The 20567-nt window shown below is 73.2% G+C and carries 15 protein-coding genes and 1 riboswitch; of the genes, 9 read left to right on the top strand and 6 right to left on the bottom strand.

Annotation, left to right across the window (positions count from 1 at the left end; translation table 11 throughout):
- Positions 1–49: 49 nt before the first annotated feature.
- A complete protein-coding gene (locus O7625_RS03170) occupies positions 50–1012 on the top strand; it encodes an aldo/keto reductase (RefSeq protein ID WP_282344206.1) in 963 nt (320 codons plus the stop codon).
- A gap of 250 nt (positions 1013–1262) precedes the next feature.
- Here O7625_RS03170 and O7625_RS03165 read toward each other — a convergent pair whose 3' ends face one another.
- Together O7625_RS03165 and O7625_RS03160 are read right to left on the bottom strand one after the other, a co-directional pair.
- The gene (locus O7625_RS03165; RefSeq protein ID WP_282344204.1) at positions 1263–1808 is read right to left on the bottom strand and encodes a hypothetical protein; all 546 of its coding nucleotides are present in this window, start codon (positions 1806–1808) and stop codon (positions 1263–1265) included.
- A 77-nt stretch (positions 1809–1885) separates the two neighbouring features.
- Positions 1886–7705, bottom strand: coding sequence for a ThuA domain-containing protein (locus O7625_RS03160; protein ID WP_282344203.1), 5820 nt, complete (start codon positions 7703–7705; stop codon positions 1886–1888).
- Positions 7706–8044: 339 nt separating this feature from the next.
- Positions 8045–8153, top strand: a riboswitch (TPP riboswitch).
- Here O7625_RS03160 and thiE point away from each other — a divergent pair.
- From thiE to thiC, 7 genes are all read left to right on the top strand, one after another.
- Positions 8148–8774, top strand: coding sequence for a thiamine phosphate synthase (gene thiE, locus O7625_RS03155; RefSeq protein WP_282344201.1), 627 nt, complete (start codon positions 8148–8150; stop codon positions 8772–8774). It overlaps the preceding riboswitch by 6 nt.
- Positions 8775–8944: 170 nt before the next feature.
- Entirely contained in the window at positions 8945–10015 is a 1071-nt protein-coding gene (thiO, locus tag O7625_RS03150) for a glycine oxidase ThiO (protein WP_282344199.1), read from the top strand.
- 9 nt (positions 10016–10024) lie between these two features.
- Complete coding sequence (thiS, locus tag O7625_RS03145; RefSeq protein WP_067301500.1) at positions 10025–10225, top strand: sulfur carrier protein ThiS; 201 nt, start codon at positions 10025–10027, stop codon at positions 10223–10225.
- Between the two features lie 5 nt (positions 10226–10230).
- Entirely contained in the window at positions 10231–11001 is a 771-nt protein-coding gene (locus O7625_RS03140; protein ID WP_282344196.1) for a thiazole synthase, read from the top strand.
- 466 nt (positions 11002–11467) lie between these two features.
- Entirely contained in the window at positions 11468–12244 is a 777-nt protein-coding gene (locus O7625_RS03135) for a thiamine phosphate synthase (protein WP_282344194.1), read from the top strand.
- On the top strand, positions 12241–13029 hold the full coding sequence (gene thiD, locus O7625_RS03130) for a bifunctional hydroxymethylpyrimidine kinase/phosphomethylpyrimidine kinase (protein ID WP_282344192.1): 789 nt from the start codon (positions 12241–12243) through the stop codon (positions 13027–13029). The genes O7625_RS03135 and thiD overlap by 4 nt, the downstream gene beginning before the upstream one ends.
- Positions 13030–13046: 17 nt before the next feature.
- Positions 13047–14639, top strand: a complete 1593-nt coding sequence (thiC, locus tag O7625_RS03125; protein ID WP_282344191.1) for a phosphomethylpyrimidine synthase ThiC — start codon at positions 13047–13049, stop codon at positions 14637–14639.
- 199 nt (positions 14640–14838) lie between these two features.
- On the opposite strand, the gene O7625_RS03120 is transcribed toward thiC, so the two are convergent.
- From O7625_RS03120 to O7625_RS03105, 4 genes are all read right to left on the bottom strand, one after another.
- Positions 14839–17100, bottom strand: a complete 2262-nt coding sequence (locus O7625_RS03120) for a hypothetical protein (protein WP_282344189.1) — start codon at positions 17098–17100, stop codon at positions 14839–14841.
- An 86-nt stretch (positions 17101–17186) separates the two neighbouring features.
- Positions 17187–17495, bottom strand: a complete 309-nt coding sequence (locus O7625_RS03115; protein ID WP_067313332.1) for a cupin — start codon at positions 17493–17495, stop codon at positions 17187–17189.
- Positions 17495–18442 (bottom strand): LLM class F420-dependent oxidoreductase, encoded by a 948-nt coding sequence (locus O7625_RS03110; protein WP_282346792.1) that lies wholly within the window; start codon positions 18440–18442, stop codon positions 17495–17497. The genes O7625_RS03115 and O7625_RS03110 overlap by 1 nt, the downstream gene beginning before the upstream one ends.
- A 2-nt stretch (positions 18443–18444) precedes the next feature.
- Positions 18445–19230, bottom strand: coding sequence for an ABC transporter ATP-binding protein (locus O7625_RS03105; RefSeq protein ID WP_067313330.1), 786 nt, complete (start codon positions 19228–19230; stop codon positions 18445–18447).
- 264 nt (positions 19231–19494) lie between these two features.
- On the opposite strand from O7625_RS03105, the gene O7625_RS03100 reads away from it, so the two are divergent.
- Positions 19495–20523 (top strand): ABC transporter substrate-binding protein, encoded by a 1029-nt coding sequence (locus O7625_RS03100; RefSeq protein WP_067313328.1) that lies wholly within the window; start codon positions 19495–19497, stop codon positions 20521–20523.
- The last annotated feature ends 44 nt before the right edge of the window (positions 20524–20567 follow it).

Genomic DNA, 20567 nt, shown 5'->3' with positions numbered 1-20567 from the left:
GTCACCGGGCGTGGTCGTCGCCGGTCGGAGCCGGCCCGGCCGGCATAGGGTGGATCTCGTGACTGAGATGACCTACCGCCGGCTGGGCGACTCCGGGCTCGTGGTGTCCGTGGTCGGCATCGGCTGCAACAACTTCGGCCGCAAGCTCGACCTCGACGGCACCCGGGCGGTGGTCGACGCCGCGCTCGACGCCGGGATCACCCTCTTCGACACCGCCGACATCTACGGCGAGCCCCCGGGCGGCTCCGAGGAGCTGCTCGGGCAGGCCCTCAAGGGCCGCCGGGACGACGTGGTGCTGGCCACCAAGTTCGGCATGTCGATGGGCGGGCGCAACGGGCGCGACTTCGGGGTACGCGGCTCCCGGCGGTACGTGGTGCGGGCGGTCGAGGCGTCGCTGCGCCGGCTCGACACCGACCACATCGACCTCTACCAGCTGCACGAGCCCGACCCGGACACCCCGATCGACGAGACGCTCGCCGCGCTGGACGACCTGGTCCGGGCCGGCAAGGTCCGCTACCTGGGCAACTCCAACTTCTCCGGCTGGCAGATCGCCGACGCCGACTGGACGGCGAAGACCCGGGGGCTGACCCGGTTCGTCAGCGCGCAGAACCACTACAACCTGCTCCACCGGGACGCCGAGGTGGAGATCATCCCGGCCTGCGAGCGCTTCGGACTGGGCCTGCTGCCCTTCTTCCCGCTGGCCAACGGGCTGCTCACCGGCAAGTACCAGCGCGACACCGCCCCGCCCGCCGGCAGCCGCCTCGCCGGCGGTGGCCGGTACGCCGAACGGCTGGCCGCCGCCCGCTGGGACACCATTGAGGCGCTGGAGGCGTACGCGGCACAGCGGGGGCTCACCCTGCTCCAGGTGGCCATCGGCGGGCTGGCCGCCCGGCCGGCGGTGGCCTCCGTCATCGCCGGGGCGACCACGCCCGAGCAGGTGCGGGCGAACGCCTCTGCCGGCGGCTGGCAGCCCGGCGACGCCGACCTCGACGCCCTGGACGCCCTGCTCTGACCGCCCGGTCGGCCCGGCCGACCTGGGGAGCGGGGTAGAGCGGGTCGTGGTCTACGCAGGATGCCCTGCTCCGACCGTCCGGTCGGCCCGGCCGCCGCGCCGCGTGGCACATCCAGGCGGGCCGGTCGGAGGCTGACCCGACCGGGGCGGTTCCGGCCCGGTCCGGGGCTGACGCGCGTCGGCCCCGGACACCGGTGGTGTCCGGGGCCGATCGGTCGTCGGTGGAGTGGCGGGAACGGGTGCCGGGGCGTCAGCCGCCCAGGCCGGTCGGCTGGTCCCCGGGGCCGGGGTCGGCCCGGCGACGACGCCACAGCAGCGCCGCCGCGGCGACGACCACCACGAGTCCGCCGGCCAGCCACGGCCACCACCGGACCCCGGCCGGATCCGCCCGGTCCGCCGGGCGCTCGGCGGCGACCGGCGACGGCGACTGGGCCACCCGGGCCTGCACCTGGGCGGTCGCCGTGCTCTGGTACGGGGCGGGCGCGCTGACCGTCACCCGCCAGTCGCCGGGGGCCAGCAGCGGGCCACTGCTGTAGAAGCCCTGCCCCTCGCCGGCCGGGGCGATCTGCACCGGACCGGCCGTCCGGCCACCCTCGCCCTCGGCGGTCACGGTGAGCCGGACCGGCTGGTCCAGCCGGTGCCCGTCGGCGTACACCGCCATCACGGTGACCCCGCCGGCACCGTCACCGGCCACGGTCAGCTTGACCTTCCCGCCGTGCGCCGCCGCCGGACCCGCCGGCAGGGCCACCAGGCCCGCCACGACCAGCGCGGCGGCGAGAGCTCTGAAGCTACGCATCGACGTCTCCTTCCGATGTGGAGGGGCCGCCCCCACCGTCGGTGTCGACGGTGGGAGCGGCCCCGTGGTGGTGCTCCTTACAGCGAACCGCCCTTGGCGATCCGGGTGGGGTCGGCACCGAGCCGGCCCGCCCCGTCGACCGACTTGTTGCTGTTCGCCTTGACGCCGGCCTTGGTGGCCGCGCCGCCGAGCCGGACGATCATGGCGTCGGCGTCCCGGACCAGCACGTCCCGGACATCGGTGTCGGTCACCACCGCGGTGTCGGTGGCCAACGCCTTGAAGGCGGTCAACTGCTGCACCGCCCGCTTGTCGTTGCCCGCCGCCTCGGACTCCCGCACCGCGTCCAGCTTGTTGGACAGCTGACGGTGCGCCTTGGTGGTGAGTCGTCCGGTCGCCTTGAACCGGTCCAGCAGGTTCTGCATGTCCCGGAACGAGGTGGTGACGAAGAACCGGACCGTCGAGGTGGTGGAGTTGCCCGCCTTGTCGGTCGCGGTCACCGTCAGCTCGTGCAGGCCGAGCGGCAGCTCGTACAGCGCCTGCAGGGTGCCGCTGGCGTACGCCCGGCCGTCCAGCACGCCGGAGGTCGTCTTGATGCCGGAGGTCGGGTCGACCGCCTGCCACGAGATCCGGACGTCCTGGCTGTCACCGTAGAGCTGGCCGTCGGCGATGCCGGAGACCAGCAGCGTCGGCTTGGTGCCGTCGATCTTCACGACCGCCGACTTCAGCGCCTCGACGTTGCCGGCGGCGTCGGTGGCCCGGTACAGCAGCTCGTGCGTGCCGTCCCCGGTCACCTCGACCGGCGTGGTGTACGCCGTCCAGGCGCCGCCGTCGAGCGACCACTCCAGCTTCTTCACCCCGGAACCGGCGTCGGTGGAGGTGATCACCACCGGGACGGTGCCGTTGTGCCAGCCGTCGTCGTTGGCCGGGGCGAACGACGCCGAGCTGACCGGCGCGGTGGCGTCGATCTTGACGGCGACCTTCTTCGTCGCCTCCACGTTGCCGGCCGCGTCCGTCGAGCGGAACCGCACCTCGTGCGTGCCGTCCCCGGTGACCTGCACCGGCTCGGTGTACGCGGTCCAGGTGGTGGCCCCGTCGAGCTGGTACTCGGTGCTGGCCACCCCGCTACCACCGGCCTCGTCGGCCGCCGCCAGCGTCACGGTGACCGGGCCGGTGTACCAGCCCTCGGTCGGGGTGCCGGAGACGGTGGCCGTGGTCACCGGGGCGGTCGTGTCGGCCGCCTTGGTGGAGAGCCGGAAGTAGTCGAACGAGGCCGTCTTCGAGGTGGCCGCGTTCGCGCCGAGGGTGAACAGACCGATCTTCGGGGTGGCCCCGACGGCGGTGTTCGTCACCGTCTCGAACGTGGTCCACTCCTGCCCGTCGGCCGAGTAGGACGCGGTGAAGGTGTCACCGGCCCGGGCCAGCCGCAGGTGCCACACCGCCGAGGTCAGGTTGGAGACCTGCGGCTGCGGGTTCTGCGTCACCCCGGCGAGCTCGCCGCGGAACTCGATCCGCCGCGACGGCGTCTGACCCGCCTGGTTGTCCACGATGAAGTCCAACTTGACGTAGTTGTCGTCGTCGGCGTGGACGATCAGACCGGCCTGCTGGTACTGCTCGGCCAGCGCGCTGCCGTCGACCTTCGTCTCCAGGGTCCAGTCGCCGCTCGGCGCGGTCTGGAGGATGAAGTTCGTCGGCCCGGTGTTGCTGGTGCCGTAGATGTCACCCTTCGGCACGTCGATCTTCAGTGCGCCGTCGGCCACCCGGTAGGCGGCCGGGTCCTCCCGGAGCACCGCGTTCCACCGGCACTTGTCGAGCGTGGTGCCGGTGAACTCGTCCGACGGGACGACCGGGCCGGCCGGGGCGTCCGGCGAGACCAGGAACGACTCGAACACCGCGTCCACCACCGGGGCGGTGGTGCCGCCGTTGAGGGCGAGCAGACCGATCCGCGGGTTGGTGATGCCGGCCAGCGCGGCGGACCGGCCGACCGCAGTGAACGTGGTGCCGTCGGTGGAGAACTGCGCGGTCAGGTTGGTGCCGTCGCTGATCAGCCGCAGCCAGATGGTGTCACCGGCCGGGGCGGCCACGGCGTCCGCCGCGTCGTTGCGCGGAGTCCCGGCGGTCTCCCGGATGAACTCCACCTTGCGCGACCCGCCGTAGAGCAGGTCCACCTTGGCGTAGTTGTCGTCATCGCCGTAGATCAGCAGGCCGGCCTGCTGGTAGTCGGCGGTGACGGGCACGGTGACCTTCGTGGTGGCCTGCCAGGCCCCGCTGGGTGCGGGCTGGAGCACCAGGTTGGTCGCGTCGTTGCGGGAGCCGTACAGGTCACCGGAGGAGGTGGGCAGCCGCAGTGCGCCGCCGGAGACCGAGTAGAGCTGGTTCTCCCGGACCACCGACCAGCGGTCCTTGTCGAGGGTGTTGCCGGTGAACTCGTCCGACCGCGCGCCGAGGCACGTGTTGGTCGGCGCGTCCACCTTGACCGGGACGGTCGCGTAGGACTTCGCGCCCCGCTTGTCCGTCACCGTCAGGGTGGCGGTGAAGGTGCCCGGGGTGGTGTAGGTGTGGGTGGCGTTCAGGGTCGTCGCCGTCCCGCCGTCACCGAAGTCCCAGGCGTACGTCAGCGGGGTGTCACCCTCGGTGTCGGTGGCCGTGCCGGTGAAGGTCACGGTGACCGGCGCGGTGCCGGTCGCCGGGGTGGCGGTGGCCGTCACCTGCGGCGGCGCGTTGTCGGTCACGCCCCGTCCGATGAAGTCCATCCAGTTGACGTTGAACAGCGAACCGGTGCCACCGGCCGGGTCCTTGGCGACGAAGTACAGCGAGCCCTCCGCACCGGCCGTCACCGGCGCGGTCACGTCGACGAACTGCTGCCAGCCGCCCGTGCTCGGCACGGTGGCCGTGGCCACCACCGGACCGTCGACGGCACCGGCGTGCACGTCGATCCGGCCGCCCTGCACCTCGGAGGCCACCCGGAACCGGATCTGCTCGACCCCGGTCAGGTTGGCCGGGACGAGCGACCACCAGTCGCCGTCCTCGATGAAGCCGATGTTCTGGCCGCCACCGGCGGGGTCGGTGGTGGTCTCCTTCTGCACGCCCGGGTCACCGCCGCCGGTGCTGCCCGGGGCCCGCCCGGTGGCCGTGAAGTACTCGGCCTGCTTGCGCTTGGGCTGGAGGATCTCGATCGCCCGACCGGTCAGCGGGCCGGCGCCGCCGGTGCCGCCGTCGTCGGTGTAGGTGGCCTCGAAGACCGCGAAGACGTTGGCCTCCGCGCCGTGCCCGGACGCCAGCGAGGTCTGCACGGTGCCGGTGCAGCCGGTGTGCTGCTCCAGCGGGTGGGCGTGCTCGTCGTGGCCGAGCAGCACCTGCAGTTGCACCCGGTCACAGTCGACGGTGCCGTCCTCCGGGTCGGTCACCTTGATCGTGTACTTGACCTGGTCGCCCCAGTCGAAGAAACCGCCGCTGGGCGGGAACTCGATGGTCACCGTCGGGGCGGTGTTGCCGACCGTCACCGGCACGTTCGCCACGGCGGTCCGGCCCTTGGGGTTGGTGACGGTGAGCTGCGCGGTGTAGTCGCCGGCCGTGGTGTAGGTGTGGGTGGGGTTCGCCTCGGTGGAGGTCTGCCCGTCGCCGAACTTCCACGCGTAGGTCAGCGTGCCGCCGTCCGGGTCACGCGACCCGGCGCTGGAGAACTTCACGGTCAGCGGCGCGGCCCCGGAGGTGGGGTCGGCGCTGGCCTCGGCGATCGGGGCGCGGTCACCGGCGGTGTAGTCGATCCGGTAGACCCCGGAGTCGTCGTTGTTGCCGCCGAAGCCGGTGCCCCACTCGATCATGTAGAGCGCGCCGTCCGGGCCGAACTCGAAGTCCATCGGGCGGATCATCGGCATGCCGGTGAGCAGCTGGTTGATGTCGATCAGCGTCTTGCCGTCCTGGCTGACCTGCATCGTGTACATCTTCGACTGGTTCCACTCGCCGAGCAGTGCCTTGCCGTCGTAGTACGCCGGCCACTTGCGGGTGGAGTTGCTGTCGGCGTCGTAGCGGTAGACCGGGCCGCCCATCGGGGCGCCGCCGCCACCGATCTCGGGGAAGCGCGGGTCGCCGGCGTAGCCGTAGTCCACGGTCGCCGGGACGACCGGCGGGAGGTTGGTCAGGCCGGTGTTGTTGGGCGAGTCGTTGACCGGTGCGGCGCAGTCGAACTTCGCCCCGCTCGGCCCGGACGGGAAGGTGTAGTCGTTGTACGCCCGGTTGTTGCCGACGCAGTACGGCCAGCCGTAGTTGCCGGCCGTGGCGACGATGTTCCACTCCACCAGGCCCTCGGGGCCACGGTTCGGGTTGGCCGCCGAGGCGTCCGGGCCGTAGTCGGCGACGTAGAGGGTGTCGGTCTTCTGGTCGACGCCGATCCGGAACGGGTTGCGGAAGCCCATGCCGAAGATCTCGGGGCGGGTCTTCGCGGTGCCCGGGGCGAACAGGTTGCCCGCCGGGACGGTGTAGGTGCCGTCGTCCTCCGGGTGGATCCGGATCACCTTGCCGCGCAGGTCGTTGGTGTTGCCGGCGCTGCGCTGGGCGTCGTAGTCCTGCCGGCCGGCCCGCTCGTCGATCGGCGTGAAGGCGCTCGACTCGAACGGGTTGGTGTTGTCGCCGGTGGCCAGGTAGAGGTTGCCCTGCGAGTCGAAGGTCATGCTGCCGCCGGCGTGGCAGCAGGTGTTGCGCTGCGTGTCGACCTGCAGGACGACCTTCTCGGTGGCCTTGTCGATGGTGTCACCGTTGACGGTGAACCGGGACAGGTAGTTGCGCGGGGCGCCACCGGCCGGTGCGTAGTACAGGTAGATCCACTTGTTGGTGGCGAAGTCCGGGTCGAGGCGCAACCCGAGCAGGCCGTCCTCGTTGCCGGTGAAGACGTCCAGCCGGACGGCGGTGACCGTGTTGCCGGTGTCCGGCTTCACGATCTGCACCCGGCCGTCGCGCTCGGCGTAGAACACCCGGCCGTCCGGAGCGATGTCCAGCTCCATCGGGTTGTTGGTGTTGCTGTCGAGGGTGACCTTCTCGAAGTTCGCGGTCTTGGAGGCGCCGCAGTCGGCGTTCTCCACCCCGGCCGCGGTACGGATGCCGCCGAGCAGGTGGCTGAGGAACTCCGGCTCGGTGTACGACGCCTGGGTGTGGCCGCCGCCGGTGTACCAGGACCGGCCGCCGTCGTAGTCCTGGCACCAGGCGGTGGGGTGGTCGGCGCCCATCGCGCCGGCACCCGGGCTGTAGGACTTCTCGTCCAGGCTGGCCAGCACGTGCACCTTGGAGCGCGGGTTGGTGCGGAAGTTGTACCACTCGTCGAAGCGGGACCAGCGGTCCGGCAGGTCGGCGGTGGACGGGTGCGCGTGGTCCTCGACCTTGACGGTGGCCTGCTGGTTGGCCGGGTGGCCGGAGAAGTACGCGCCGACCAGGTTGCCGTACCAGGCCCAGTCGTACTCGGTGTCCGAGGCGGCGTGCACGCCGGCGTAGCCGCCGCCGGCCTTGATGTAGCGCTCGAACGCGGCCTGCTGGGTGGCGTCGAGGACGTCACCGGTGGTGGAGAGCCAGATCACCGCCTGGTACTTGGCCAGGTTGGTGTCGTTGAAGGCGGCCCCGTCCTCGGTGGTGTCGACGGTGAACCCGTTGTCGGTGCCGAGCTTCTGGATCGCGGCGATGCCGGCCGGGATGGCGTCGTGCCGGAAGCCGGCGGTCTTGGAGAAGACCAGGACGGAGAACGGTTCGGCGGCTGCCGCCGCCGGTGCCGGGGCGGCCTGTGGCCGGGCCGCCGCGACGGGAGCGGCCTGGGCGGGGGTGCCGCCGATCAGGCCGCTGGCGAGTAGGGAGAGGGCCAGTAGACCGGCGCCCAGTGGGCCGCGACGTGCGCGGCGATGGCGGGATGGAGACACTCCATGCTCCTTTTGTCCGTGCTGGACAGTGGTGGGGGCATGGGGACGACTCGCCGCAGACCGTCCCCGGTCGGATGGGTGCGGGCCCGCCGAGGTCCGCATCGGTGGCGATCAGGTGCCGGCCTCGTCGAGGCCGCGCACCGGAATAATGTCGATCGGTTGAACAAATTAGCGCCGCTGGATTGGTTTCCGGCAAGGCATGAGCATGTAACGATTCGGTATCGTCGACTCACCTTTCCGGCTTATGTGGAGAGAGGGGGGCAAAAGACAGTCATCGATGGGCTTGGATCAATCTAACACCCCTTGGCGGATCAGCGGATCTGTCGTACGGTCACAGACACGTGACCCACGGGAGCCCGGTACACCGGGCTGAGAGGGGGGCTGAGAGCCCCCGACCGTCGAACCTGATCCGGATAATGCCGGCGCAGGGAGGAGAGTTGCCGTGCCGTCCCTCGGCCGCCTGCACCTGATCACCGACACCCGACCCGGGTGCGACCCGCTCGCCGTCGTCCGGGCCGCCCTCCCGGTGGCCCGCGCCGAGCTGGTCGTCCAGGTCCGGGTCACCGACGCGACCACCGACCGGCAGGCCTACGACCTGGCCCGCCGGGTCCGCGCCCTCTGCCTGCCCTACCGGGCCACCTGCCTGGTCAACGACCGGCTGCACGTGGCCCTCGCGGTGGACGCCGACGGCGGCCACGTCGGCGCGGACGACCTGCCCGTGGCGGCGGCCCGCCGGGTCCTCGGCGTCGACGCCGTGCTCGGCGCGACCGCCCGGGAACCCGGCGGCGCGGCCCGGGCGGTGGCCGCCGGGGCCAGCTACCTGGGCGTCGGCCCGTGCCACCGGACCACCACCAAGACCGGCCTGCCCGACCCGATCGGCCCCGCCGGGGTACGCGCCGTCGCCGAGGCCGTCACCGTGCCGGTGATCGCCATCGGCGGGGTGACCGCCACGACGGTGCCGGCGCTGCGGGCCGCCGGGGCGTACGGGGTGGCCGTGGTCGGGGCGCTCTCCGCCGTCGCCGACCCGGGCCGGGCCACCGCCGGGCTGATCGCGGCGCTGACATGCTGACCCCGGCCGCCGACCCGGGCCGGGCCACCGCCGGGCTGATCGCGGCGCTGACATGCTGACCCCGGCCGCCGACCCGGGCCGGGCCACCGCCGGGCTGATCGCGGCCCCGGCATGCTGACCCCGGCCGCCGATCAGAGCCGGGCCACCACCCGGCCGGCCGTGGCGCTGACATGCTGACCGGGCCGGACGTCGCCGTGGTCGGGGCGGGACCGGTCGGGTTGGCGATCGCCTGGCGCTGCGCCGCCCGTGGCCTGCGGGTGGTCGTGCACGATCCGGCCCCCGGCTCCGGTGCGTCGCGGGTCGCCGCCGGCATGCTCGCCCCGGTCGCCGAGGCCTACTTCGGGGAACGGGAGCTGACCGGGCTGCTCGTCGACTCGGCCGCCCGCTGGCCGGGCTTCGCCGCCGCCCTCACCGCCGCCGCCGGCACCGGCTTCGGACACCGCACGGACGGAACCCTGGTCGTCGGGCTGACCGGGGACGACCTGGCCGAGGCGCGCCGACTATGGACGTACCAGCAGGGGTTGGGACTGCCGATCAGCGCGCTGCGCCCGTCGCAGCTGCGGGACCGCGAGCCGGCGCTGACCCCCCGGCTGCGCGGCGGGGCGGTCGCCCCCGGCGACCACCAGGTCGACCCGCGCCGGCTGGTCGCCGCGCTGCGGGTCGCCGCCGAACGGGCCGGCGTGACCCTGCTCCCCGGCGCGGTGACCCGGCTGGCCGACCTGACCGCGCCGGTCGTCGTGGTCGCCGCCGGGTGCGGCGCCGCCGCGCTGACCGGGCTGCCGGTCCGCCCGGTCAAGGGCCAGGTGCTGCGGCTGCGCGCGCCCGACCACCGCCCGCCGTGCTTCCGTCACGTCATCCGGGGGTACGCCGACGGCGAGCCGGTCTACCTGGTCCCCCGGGACAGCGGCGAGGTGGTGGTCGGGGCGACCGTGGAGGAGCGCGCCGACACCGAGGTGACCACCGGGGCGGTGCTGCGGCTGCTCCGGGCCGCCGTCGATCTCGTCCCCGAACTCGCCGAGTACGAGCTGGTCGAGGCGACCGCCGGGCTGCGGCCCGGCACCCCGGACAACGCGCCGGTCCTCGGGCCACTGCCCGGCCGGCCCGGCGTGTTCGCCGCCACCGGCCACCACCGGCACGGCATCGTGCTCACCCCGGTCACCGCCGACCTGATCACCGAGCTGATCGTCACCGGCCGGCCGGACCCGCTGCTCACCCCCTTCACCGCCGACCGGTTCCACTGAGGAGGACACGTGCGACTGATCGTCAACGGCGTCGGCCGTGAACTGACCGGCGGCGCGACCGTCGCGGACCTGGTCGCCACGGTCACCGAGCAACGCCGCGGGCTCGCCGTCGCGGTCAACGGCGAGGTGGTCCCCCGGGGCGGCTGGCCGGCGACCCTGCTGCGCGACGGTGACCGGGTCGAGGTGCTCAGCGCCGCGCAGGGCGGGTGACCGGGATGCCCCTCACCATCGCCGGGCAGACCTTCACCTCGCGGCTCATCCTCGGCACCGGCGGCGCGGCCAACCTGCACGTGCTGGAGCAGGCGATCCGGGCCTCCGGCACCGGACTGGTCACCCTGGCCCTGCGCCGGGTCGACACCGCGCCCGGCACCGCCGGGGGACTGCTCGACCTGCTCGACCGGTGCGCGGTGCGGCTGCTGCCCAACACCGCCGGCTGCTACACCGCCGCCGACGCGGTGAAGGTGGCCCGGCTGGCCCGGGAGGCGTTCGACACCGACTGGGTCAAGCTGGAGGTGATCGGCGACGAACGCACCCTGCTCCCCGACGGGGTGGAGCTGCTGCGGGCGGCCGAGGAACTCGTCGCCGACGGCTTCGTCGTGTTGCCGTACACCTCCGACGACCCGGTGCTGGCCCGCCGGCTGGCCGACGTCGGCTGCGCGGCGGTGATGCCGGCCGGTGCCCCGATCGGCTCCGGGCTGGGCGTGACCAACCCGCACCACATCCAGCTGATCCGGCAGAGCGTCGACGTGCCGGTGATCCTCGACGCCGGGATCGGCACCGCCTCCGACGCGGCGCTCGCCATGGAGCTGGGCTGCGACGGGGTGCTGCTGGCCAGCGCCGTCACCCGGGCCGCCGACCCGACGGCGATGGCCACCGCCATGCGGTACGCCGTCCGGGCCGGGCGGCTCGCGTACACCGCCGGTCGGATTCCCCGCCGCTTCCACGCCCTCGCCTCCACTCCCGACGACGGACGGCCGGACCTGTGAACCGCCCCCGCCACCCCCGTCTCCCCTGCCCTTTCCCCTGCTCCCTCCACCGCCGCCGCCCCCGCCTCTGCCCCCACCGCCCGCCCGGGCCTGCGTCCCCGCCCTCCGCTGTGCCTACGCCTGTGCCTGCGCTCTCACCTGCGTTTGTGCCTGCGTTTGTGCTTGCTTTCGCACCTGCGCCTGAGCCTGTGCCTGCGCTCGCGTCTGCGTCTGTGCTCGCGCCTGTGCCTGTGCTCGCGTCTGCGCCTGCGGCCGGGGCGGAGGCTAGTAGATCTTGGAAGAAATCGGCCCCTCAGGGGGCCACTTGCTTCCAAGATCTCTGCACTGGCACTGGCACTGGCGTGGGCACCGGTGTCGGCGTCGGTGCAGAGGCCGGAGGGGGTGCCGTCGGGGGGTGGGTCGGTTGGTGACCGGGACGGTACGGACGGGTCCGGGGTCAGGGCGGGGTGACAGTCGGCCGTCGGGGGTGCTGCTGCTGACCGACCGACGGGCGGCGCGGACGGACCTCGCCGACGTGGTCGCGGGGGCGGTGCAGGGTGGAGTCCGCTGGGTGGTGCTACGGGAGAAGGACCTGCCCCGCGCCGAGCGGGTCGCCCTCGCCGTCGACCTACGGGCGGTCCTGGCCGGGACCGGCGGCACCCTGATCGTCGCCGGCCCCGACCCGCTCGACGACGGCTCCGACGGCTCCGACGGCTCCGGCGGGTCCGACGGGTCCGATGGCTCTGATGGCTTCGGCAGCTTCGGCGGCTCCGATGGCTCCGATGGCTTCGACCCGGCCGGCCCGGACTCGGCCGGCCCGGACTCGGCCGGTGCCGGTGCTGGTGCCGGTGGGGCAGTGCATCTGGCCGCGGCCGGGCCGTACCCGCCGCCGGCCGTGCGGCTCGTCGGCCGGTCCTGTCACGACCCGGCCGAGCTGGCCCGGCTCAGCACCGAGCACTACGTGACGCTCTCGCCGGTCTGGACCACCCGCAGCAAACCCGGCTACGGCCCACCCCTGCACCCGGACGGGCTGCGCCGGCTGGTCCGGCTCAGCCCGGTGCCCGTACTCGCGCTGGGTGGCATCGAGACCCCGCAGCAGGTGACGGCCTGTGTCGAGGCGGGCGCGGTCGGGGTGGCGGTGCTCGGCGCGATCATGCGAGCCGCCGACCCGGCCGAGGTCGCGGCGGCCCTCACCGGCGTCTTCGCCACGCGCCCGACGGACCGCGCCCCGATCAGCGACATGTGGCCCGAGGAGGGGACATGACACCGACGACCGTGCTGACCATCGCCGGCTCCGACTCCGGCGGCGGCGCCGGCATCCAGGCCGACCTGAAGGTCTTCGCCGCCCTCGGCGCGTACGGCACCAGTGTGCTGACCGCCGTCACCGCGCAGAACACCCGGGGCGTGAACGCCGTACTGCCGCTGCCCCCGCGCACCGTCACCGAGCAGCTCGACAGCGTGCTCGCCGACTTCGCGGTCCGGGCGGTGAAGACCGGGATGCTCGGCACCCCGGCGGTCGCCGACGTGGTGGCCGGGGCGGCGAAGGCGGGTCGGCTGCCGCACCTCGTCGTCGACCCGGTGCTCGTCGCCACCAGTGGACACCGGCTCGGGGTGGTGGCGGCGGTCGAGCGGCTCCTGCCGTACGCACGGGTGGCGACGCCGAACTGCGCGGAGGCCGCCGCCCTCACCGGACACCCGGTGACCACGGTCGGGGAGATGGTCGAGGCGGCGCAGGCGCTGACGGCCGGCGGCCCGGAGTTCGTGGTGGTCACCGGCGGCGACGTCGACGCGGACGGCGAGTCGGTCGACGTGCTGGCCGGCGGCGGGACGACCACCCTGCTCCGCGCACCCCGGGTGGACACCCGGCACAGCCACGGCACCGGCTGCTCGTTCTCGGCCGCCATCGCCGTCCGGCTGGCCGCCGGCGACCCGGTGCCGGTCGCGGTCGCCACCGCCAAGGAGTACGTCACCCGCGCGCTGACCGGCGGGCGGGGTTGGGAACTGGGCGCGGGACGCGGCCCGTTGGATCACTTCGGCTGGTCCCGATGACCGTCAGGGAGGCTGTCATGCAGGCACGTCGCAAGGTCTACGTCGAGGGATCCCGGCCGGACGTCCGGGTGCCGTTCGCCGAGGTGGAGCTGAGCGGGGACAATCCGCCGGTCCGCCTCTACGACACCTCCGGCCCCGGCTCGGACCCGGCGGTGGGGCTGCCGCCGCTGCGTGGTCCGTGGATCGCCGAGCGGGGCGACGTCGCGCCGAGCAGGGGCGCGGGCACCCCGCTGGCCGGCGTCGACGCCAAACGACCCACCCAGCTCTGGTACGCCCGTGCCGGGGTGGTCACTCCGGAGATGGAGTTCGTGGCGATCCGCGAGGGGCTGCCGCCGGAGCTGGTCCGGGACGAGATCGCCGCCGGGCGGGCGGTGCTGCCGCTCAACGTCAACCACCCCGAGTGCGAGCCGGCGATCATCGGCAAGGCGTTCCTGGTGAAGGTGAACGCCAACATCGGCACGTCGGCGGTGACCTCGTCGGTCGCCGAGGAGGTGGAGAAGCTGACCTGGGCCACCCGGTGGGGCGCGGACACCGTGATGGACCTGTCGACCGGCAAGCGGATCCACGAGACCCGGGAGGCGATCGTCCGCAACTCGCCCGTGCCGATCGGCACGGTGCCGATCTACCAGGCGTTGGAGTCCGTCGGCGGCGACCCGGTGAAGCTGAGCTGGGAGGTGTTCCGGGAGACCGTCATCGAGCAGGCCGAACAGGGCGTGGACTACATGACGGTGCACGCGGGGGTGCTGCTGCCGTACGTGCCGCTGGCGGTGGACCGGGTCACCGGGATCGTCTCCCGGGGCGGTTCGATCATGGCGGCCTGGTGCCTGGCGCACCACGAGGAGAACTTCCTCTACACCAACTTCCGGGAGCTGTGCGAGATCCTCGCCCGGTACGACGTGACCTTCTCGCTCGGCGACGGCCTGCGGCCCGGCTCGATCGCCGACGCCAACGACGAGGCCCAGTTCGCCGAGCTGCGCACCCTCGGTGAACTGACCAGGATCGCCTGGGAGTACGACGTGCAGGTGATGATCGAGGGTCCGGGCCACGTGCCGATGCACAAGATCAAGGAGAACGTGGACCTCCAGCAGGAGTGGTGCCACGAGGCCCCGTTCTACACCCTCGGCCCGCTGACCACGGACATCGCCCCGGCGTACGACCACATCACCTCGGCGATCGGGGCCGCGATGATCGGCATGTTCGGCACCGCGATGCTGTGTTACGTCACCCCGAAGGAGCACCTCGGGCTGCCCGACCGGGACGACGTGAAGGCGGGTGTGATCGCGTACAAGATCGCGGCGCACGCGGCCGACCTGGCCAAGGGGCACCCCGGCGCGCAGGCCTGGGACGACGCGCTGTCGAAGGCGCGGTTCGAGTTCCGCTGGGAAGACCAGTTCAACCTGTCCCTGGACCCGGAGACCGCCCGCTCCTACCACGACGCGACGCTCCCGGCGGAGCCGGCGAAGACCGCGCACTTCTGCTCGATGTGCGGCCCGAAGTTCTGCTCCATGAAGATCACCCAGGAACTCAAGGAGTACGCCGCCCAAGGCATGCAGGGCAAGTCGGCCGAGTTCCGCTCCACCGGCAACCGCCTCTACCTCCCCCTCGCCTGACCCCCGGCGCCCCCACCCCGCCCTCCGCGCCCCCGCCCCCGCCGCCGCCCCCGTGCTTCACCGCGGTGATCAAGAGGTTTGCGTCAGCTCTGCGCCGGAACATGACGTAAACCTCTTGATCATCGAAGCGGGGGCGTGGGCGTGGGCGCGGGAGGGGAGGGTGCGCGGGCGTGAGGGCTGGGGCGTCGGGTGGGTGGGGTCAGTCGCGGTGGTGGCGGCCGCTGGTGCGTAGCGAGCGGCGGCCGCTCTCCCGTTCCGGTTCGTTGTCGGCCAGGGGCTTGCTCAGGCCGGCGACCCAGTCGACGTACTCGTCGTCGGGGGTCGCCTGCGCTGCGTCTCGGCCTTCTGCCTGCTCGGCCTCGGGCGGCCGGTTACGCCGGAACAGCCCGCGCCGGCCCTTGGTCTTTCCGGCCCCCTTCCGGTCATCGCTGCTGGCGGCCGTGTGATCGTCGCTGCCGGCAGGCGCGGGGGCGGCGGAATCCGGGCCGGCGGGAGGGCCGGCGGAGTTCGGGGCGGCGGGCTTCCTCTCCAGCGGGGTGTCGGCGGGGGAGCTGCCCGCCTCCCAGCGGAGGTTGACCGGTCCGGGGGTGTCCTTCCGCTCGGTGGTGTCCGGCTCCGGGAACGGCAGGACGGCCGGGGCCGGTACGGGGCGGCCGGCGTCGGTCGGTCCACCGGTGCCGCTCAGGTCCGGCAGTTGGTGGCGGGGGCGGGGCATGCCGTCGACCCCGCCCGGCGTGACGTGACGCAACCCGACGACGGGCGGTACCGGTCCGGCGGCGGGGGCACCGGGACGGGTGCTGTCCGGTTCGGCGCTGTCCAGGGTGGCGCTGTCCAGGGTGGTGCCGTCCGGCTCGGTGCTGTCCGGTGCTGCGGCACCGGTCGGCCCCGACCGGGTGGCGGCCGGCCGCCACCCGCCGGTGTCGCCGACCTCGGTCGGCGAGGCAGGGGCGGATCGGGTGGCGGCCGGTCGTTCGCCCTCGGTGTCGCCGACCCCGGCTGCCGAGGTGGGGGCGGGTCGCGCGGTGGAACCGACCGGGGCGCCGCTGGCGGCGGCCCGGGTCCTCGGGGTCCGCTTCGGGCGAGACTTGGCGGCGGGGGCGGGTTCGTCCCCGGTGGCCGGTCCGGCGGCCAGCCCCTGCCCGGCACCGGTGCTCTCGGCCCGGGGCAGACTGCCCGGAGCTGGAGCTGGAGCTGGAGCTGGAGCTGGAGCTGGAGCTGGAGCTGGAGCTGGAGCTGGAGCTGGAGCCGGAGCCGGAGCCGGAGCCGGAGCCGGAGCCGGAGCCGGGCGGATGGTAGGTCGGTCGGTGACGGTGGCGGCGGGGTCCGGCCAGTCCCAGTGGGCCGGGGTGCCACCCGTGCTGGGTGAGCCGGGATCGAGGCTCCGGCCGACAACGCCCAGGTCCACGGTGACCGGCTCGTCCGTCACGGTCCCGTCCCGGACGGTCCGATCCGTCGTGCTCCCGCCCCGGACGCTCCGGTCCGTCCCGCCGGCAACGGTTCCATCCGTCACGGTTCCGTCCGTCGTGGCCGGGGCCGGGCCGGGCACGGCGGGCAACGGCGCGAGGATGTCGGTCGGCTCGATCGCCCCGTCCGGGTCACCGGCGGCGGGGCGGGCGGGCAGCAGCGGCCAGCGCACCAGCGCGGCGGTGGTCGAGCCGAGCGCGCCGGTGACGGCCGCGATCAGCGCGCCGTAGTACGGGCCGAGCTGGTAACGGTCCGCCGGGTCGCCGGGCCCGGCGGTCAGGTAGGCGAAGGCGAGCAGCACCGGGCCGGCCGCGCCGGTGGCCCCGCCGATCAGCGGGACCTGGCCGCGCCGTCGGGCGAGCACCCCGGTCACCGCGCCGGCCACCAGCGCGACCACGGGCAGCAGCACCGTCGCCAGCCACCGCGCCCGGTCCGGGCCGAGCCAGGCCGGCTCCAGCACCCCCAGTCGTACGGTGCGCAGCGGCTCGGTGGACAGCACCCCCGGCGTGGCCGAGACCGCCGCGAGTAGCCAGACCGTGCCCGCCAGCAGGGCGACGTTCCAGCCCAGCGGGGGGCGGAGCAGGACGGCCGAGGCGGCAGCCGCGCCGAGCACCGCCCCGGCGACCGCACAGATGCCGGCCGCCCGGACCGGGTCGACGCCGCCGAGTTCGGCGGCCCGCGCGGGCTGCATGCAGAGCGGGGCGACGACCAGCGCGCCGAGCGCGGCGGCACCGGAGACCGCCAGGCGTACCGCGGTGGTCTCCGGTAGCCCCTCGCGGCGGGCGAGCCGGTCGGTGAGGACCGCGCCGACCACGGCGGCGGTCGCCGCGAACCAGCCGACCCAGGCGAGCTGGGCCAGCCACCGGTTGACGTCGGGGAAGTCGCCGGCGAGCCGGACGATGCCGAAGCCGTACGCGATGCCGAGCTGGCCGGCCCCGGCCAACATGCTCACCCCGAATGCGGTGAGCAGCAGTCTGCCCCACGTCCGAAAGGCCATGTCGGGCACGTTACGGCCCGGTGCGCCCGATCGCCACTGCGGCGCGGCGTGGCCGGGACCAGCTGTTACCCAAGCTCTACCAGCGACTACTTGAGTTCCACCAGACGGGCCAGGTAAGTCGTGTCCCCGACATTGGTGAGCATGTGGACGGCGCCCGGATCCCGGTAGACCACGCCGCCGGTGGGTTCGTCGGCGTCGATCCGGGTGCCGTCGATCGTCTGCACCACGTTCTTAGCACCCTCGATCGCGATCACCAGGTACGGGTGGTCGTGCCGGTGCAGCGGCTGCCGCTCGCCCGGGGCCAGCCGGATGTGCCAGACCCGCACCCGGTCGTTCTCGTAGACGATCTCCTGGCCGACCGGGCCGAGTTCGAGGTCGTGCGTCACGTCGGTCATCAGGATCCGTCCAGTTGGGGGAGCACTTCGGCGGCGATGAGCTCCAGATGGTCGAGGTCGTCGAGGTCGATCAGCCGGAGGTGGACCCGGGTGGCGCCGACCGCCGCGAACTCGCCGATCCGGTCGACCAGCTGGGCGGGGGAGCCGACCACCGGGTCCTCGGGCGGCAGCGCGCTCTTGACGTGCAGCGGCGCGGCCCGGCGCTGGGCTTCGGCGTCGGTCCGCCCGATCGCCACCACGATCCCGGCGGAGTACACCAGTGGCGCCCGTCCCGAGTCGGCCCGGCCGGCCCGGTCGCAGGCCTCCCGTACCCGGTCGTACGCCTGGGCGGTCTCCTCGACCGACGTGAACGGCACGTTGAACTCGTCGGCGTACCGGGCGGCCAGGTCGGGGGTGCGTTTCGGGCCGCGGCCCCCGACGATCACCGGTGGCCCCGGCTGCTGGACCGGTTTGGGCAGGGCCGGGGCGTCGACCAGCCGGTAGTACTCGCCGGCCCAGGTGTAGCTCTCGCCGACCGGGGTGCGCCACAGACCGGTGACGATCTCCAGCTGCTCGGCGAGCCGGTCGAAGCGCTCGCCGACGCCGGGGAAGGGGATGCCGTACGCGGTGTGCTCCCGCTCGTACCAGCCGGCGCCGATGCCCAGCTCGACCCGGCCGCCGCTCATCTGGTCGACCTGGGCGACCATCACGGCCAGCGGGCCGGGCAGCCGGAAGGTGGCCGAGGTGACCAGGGTGCCCAGCCGGATGCGGGAGGTCTCGCGGGCGAGCGCGGCCAGGGTCAGCCAGGCGTCGGTGGGGCCGGGCAGCCCGGGTTCGTCGCTCATCGCCCGGTAGTGGTCGGCCCGGAGGAACCCGTCGAAGCCGCCGGCCTCGCAGAGCCGGGCGAACCGGAGCTGGTCGTCGTAGCTCGCGCCCCGGTGCGGCTCGGTGAAGATGGCCACCCGCACGGTCATCGTCCCTCCACCCCGGCCGCCGCCGGCAGGTCCCGTTCCATCAGCAGCTCGTGCAGGTCGGCGCTGACCCGTGCGACGTCGGCGAGGTGCGCGTTGCGGCCGAGGGTGCGGGGGCGGGGGATGTCCACCTCGACGATCTTGCGGATCCGGCCGGGGCGGGGGCTGAGCACGACCACCCGGTCGGCCAGCAGCACCGCCTCGTCGATGGAGTGGGTGACGAAGACGACGGTCGCGCCGGTCTCCATGTGCACCCGTTGCAGCTCACCGGAGAGTTCCTCCCGGGTCAGCGCGTCCAGGGCGGAGAAGGGCTCGTCCATCAGCATCACCCGGGGCTGGCCGATCAGCGACCGGCAGAGCGACACCCGCTGCTGCATGCCGCCGGAGAGTTCGTGCGGCAGCCGCTTCTCGAAGCCGGCCAGCCCGGAGAGTTCCAGCAGCTGCCGGGCGCGGTCGCGGTGCTTGGCCCGGCTCCAGCCGAAGATCTCGGCGGGCAGCAGCACGTTGTCGAGCACGGTGCGCCAGGGGAGCAGGGCGGGTTTCTGGAAGAGCATCGCGACGTCGCGGCGGGGCCGGGTGATCGGGCTGCCGGCGACGGTGATCTCGCCACCGGTGACCGGCAGCAGCCCGGCGATCATCCTGAGTAAGGTGGACTTGCCGCAGCCGGAGCGGCCGAGCACGGCGACGAACTCGCCCTCGGCCACGTCGAGATTGATCCCGCGCAGCGCCTCGACCCGCCCCGAACGGCCGTCGAAGGTACGCGACACATCGGACAGTCGGATCATCGCCGTCGGTCTCCCCTGAGTCGGCGGTCAGGAATCTGACAAGGGTATCCCCAGCGTGCTGGCTGGTCACCGTCCGGGGTGGAGTGCAGTTGTTTCCGTTCCGCAACCCGATCCGCCTGGTGTGGTGACGGTAAGTGTCTCGTACGCTGTGCCAGCGAAGAGTCCCTTCACGACGGCGGCATCGGTGCCCCCTCACGCCGGTTGCCGCCGGAACGACAACCCCCTCCGGGTACACCGCCCGGTCGGAAAGGACATGGTGCACAGATGACAAGGCTGACCCGCACGGTCGCCGCGGCCACCCTGGCCACCGCCCTCGCCCTGGTCTCCGCCTGCAGTGGCGGGTCCGACTCGGCGGACGCAAAGGCCGGCGACGGCACGTCGCTGGAAAAGGTGACCTACCTCACCTCGTTTGGTAACTTCGGCCGTGACTCGTACGCCTGGGTGGCGAAGGAGAAGGGCTTCTTCAAGGAGGCCGGCTTCGACGTGGAGATCAAGCCCGGTCAGGGCACCGGCGCGGTCATCCAGACCATCGTCGGCGGTCAGGCCGACTTCGGCCCGATCGACCTGACCGGTGGCCTGCTCCAGGTCGGCAACGGGGTGGCCAAGGACTTCGTGGCGGTGGCCGCGATCCAGCAGCGCACCATGGCCGCCATCGTCTCGGTCGAGGGCAAGAACATCGCCACGCCGAAGGACCTGGAGGGCAAGAAGCTCGCGGACACCCCCGGCTCCGTCGTGCGCAACCTCTTCCCGACGTACGCCCGGATGGCCGGGGTGGACTACAGCAAGGTGACCTGGGTCAACGGTGACGCGCAGGGCCTGATCGGCCAGCTCGCCGGCGGCCAGGTGGACGGCATCGGCCAGTTCGTCGTCGGGCAGCCGACCGTCGAGGCGGTCACCAAGAAGAAGCCGGTCGTGCTGCCGTACAGCAACGTGATGCAGGACCTCTACGGCAACGCGCTGATCACCTCCAGCAAGATCGCCAAGGAGAACCCGGAGAAGGTGAAGAAGTTCACCGCGGCGCTGCTCAAGGGTCTGGAGTACGCCCTGGCCAACCCGCAGGAGGCGGCCGAGCTGCTGAAGAAGAACGTCGACGCCACCAACCCGGCGGCCGCCGCCGCCGAGCTGCAGCTGATGGCCGGCTACGTCCGCTCCAGCAACTCCGGCACCGCCATCGGCACGTTGGACAGCGACCGGGTCGCCAAGAGCATCGCGATCCTCCAGGGTGCCGGCGCGCTCAAGTCGAACATCACCCCGGACCAGGTCATCGACTTCAACCTCGTGCCGAAGGCCTGACCGACACCGACGGTGCCACGGGGGTGCGACCCAGCGGGACGACC

This window comes from Micromonospora sp. WMMD714, assembly GCF_029581315.1.
In the GTDB taxonomy this organism is placed as follows: domain Bacteria; phylum Actinomycetota; class Actinomycetes; order Mycobacteriales; family Micromonosporaceae; genus Micromonospora; species Micromonospora rifamycinica.
This window is presented reverse-complemented; position numbering and strand designations above follow the sequence as displayed.

Coding starts and splice junctions, on each gene's coding strand:
- O7625_RS03165 (WP_282344204.1), bottom strand. CDS start 1,808: ATGCGTAGCTTCAGAGCTCTCGCCGCCGCGCTGGTCGTGGCGGGCCTG.
- thiO (WP_282344199.1), top strand. CDS start 8,945: ATGCTGACCGGGCCGGACGTCGCCGTGGTCGGGGCGGGACCGGTCGGG.
- O7625_RS03140 (WP_282344196.1), top strand. CDS start 10,231: ATGCCCCTCACCATCGCCGGGCAGACCTTCACCTCGCGGCTCATCCTC.
- thiD (WP_282344192.1), top strand. CDS start 12,241: ATGACACCGACGACCGTGCTGACCATCGCCGGCTCCGACTCCGGCGGC.
- thiC (WP_282344191.1), top strand. CDS start 13,047: ATGCAGGCACGTCGCAAGGTCTACGTCGAGGGATCCCGGCCGGACGTC.
- O7625_RS03120 (WP_282344189.1), bottom strand. CDS start 17,100: ATGGCCTTTCGGACGTGGGGCAGACTGCTGCTCACCGCATTCGGGGTG.
- O7625_RS03115 (WP_067313332.1), bottom strand. CDS start 17,495: ATGACCGACGTGACGCACGACCTCGAACTCGGCCCGGTCGGCCAGGAG.
- O7625_RS03105 (WP_067313330.1), bottom strand. CDS start 19,230: ATGATCCGACTGTCCGATGTGTCGCGTACCTTCGACGGCCGTTCGGGG.
- O7625_RS03100 (WP_067313328.1), top strand. CDS start 19,495: ATGACAAGGCTGACCCGCACGGTCGCCGCGGCCACCCTGGCCACCGCC.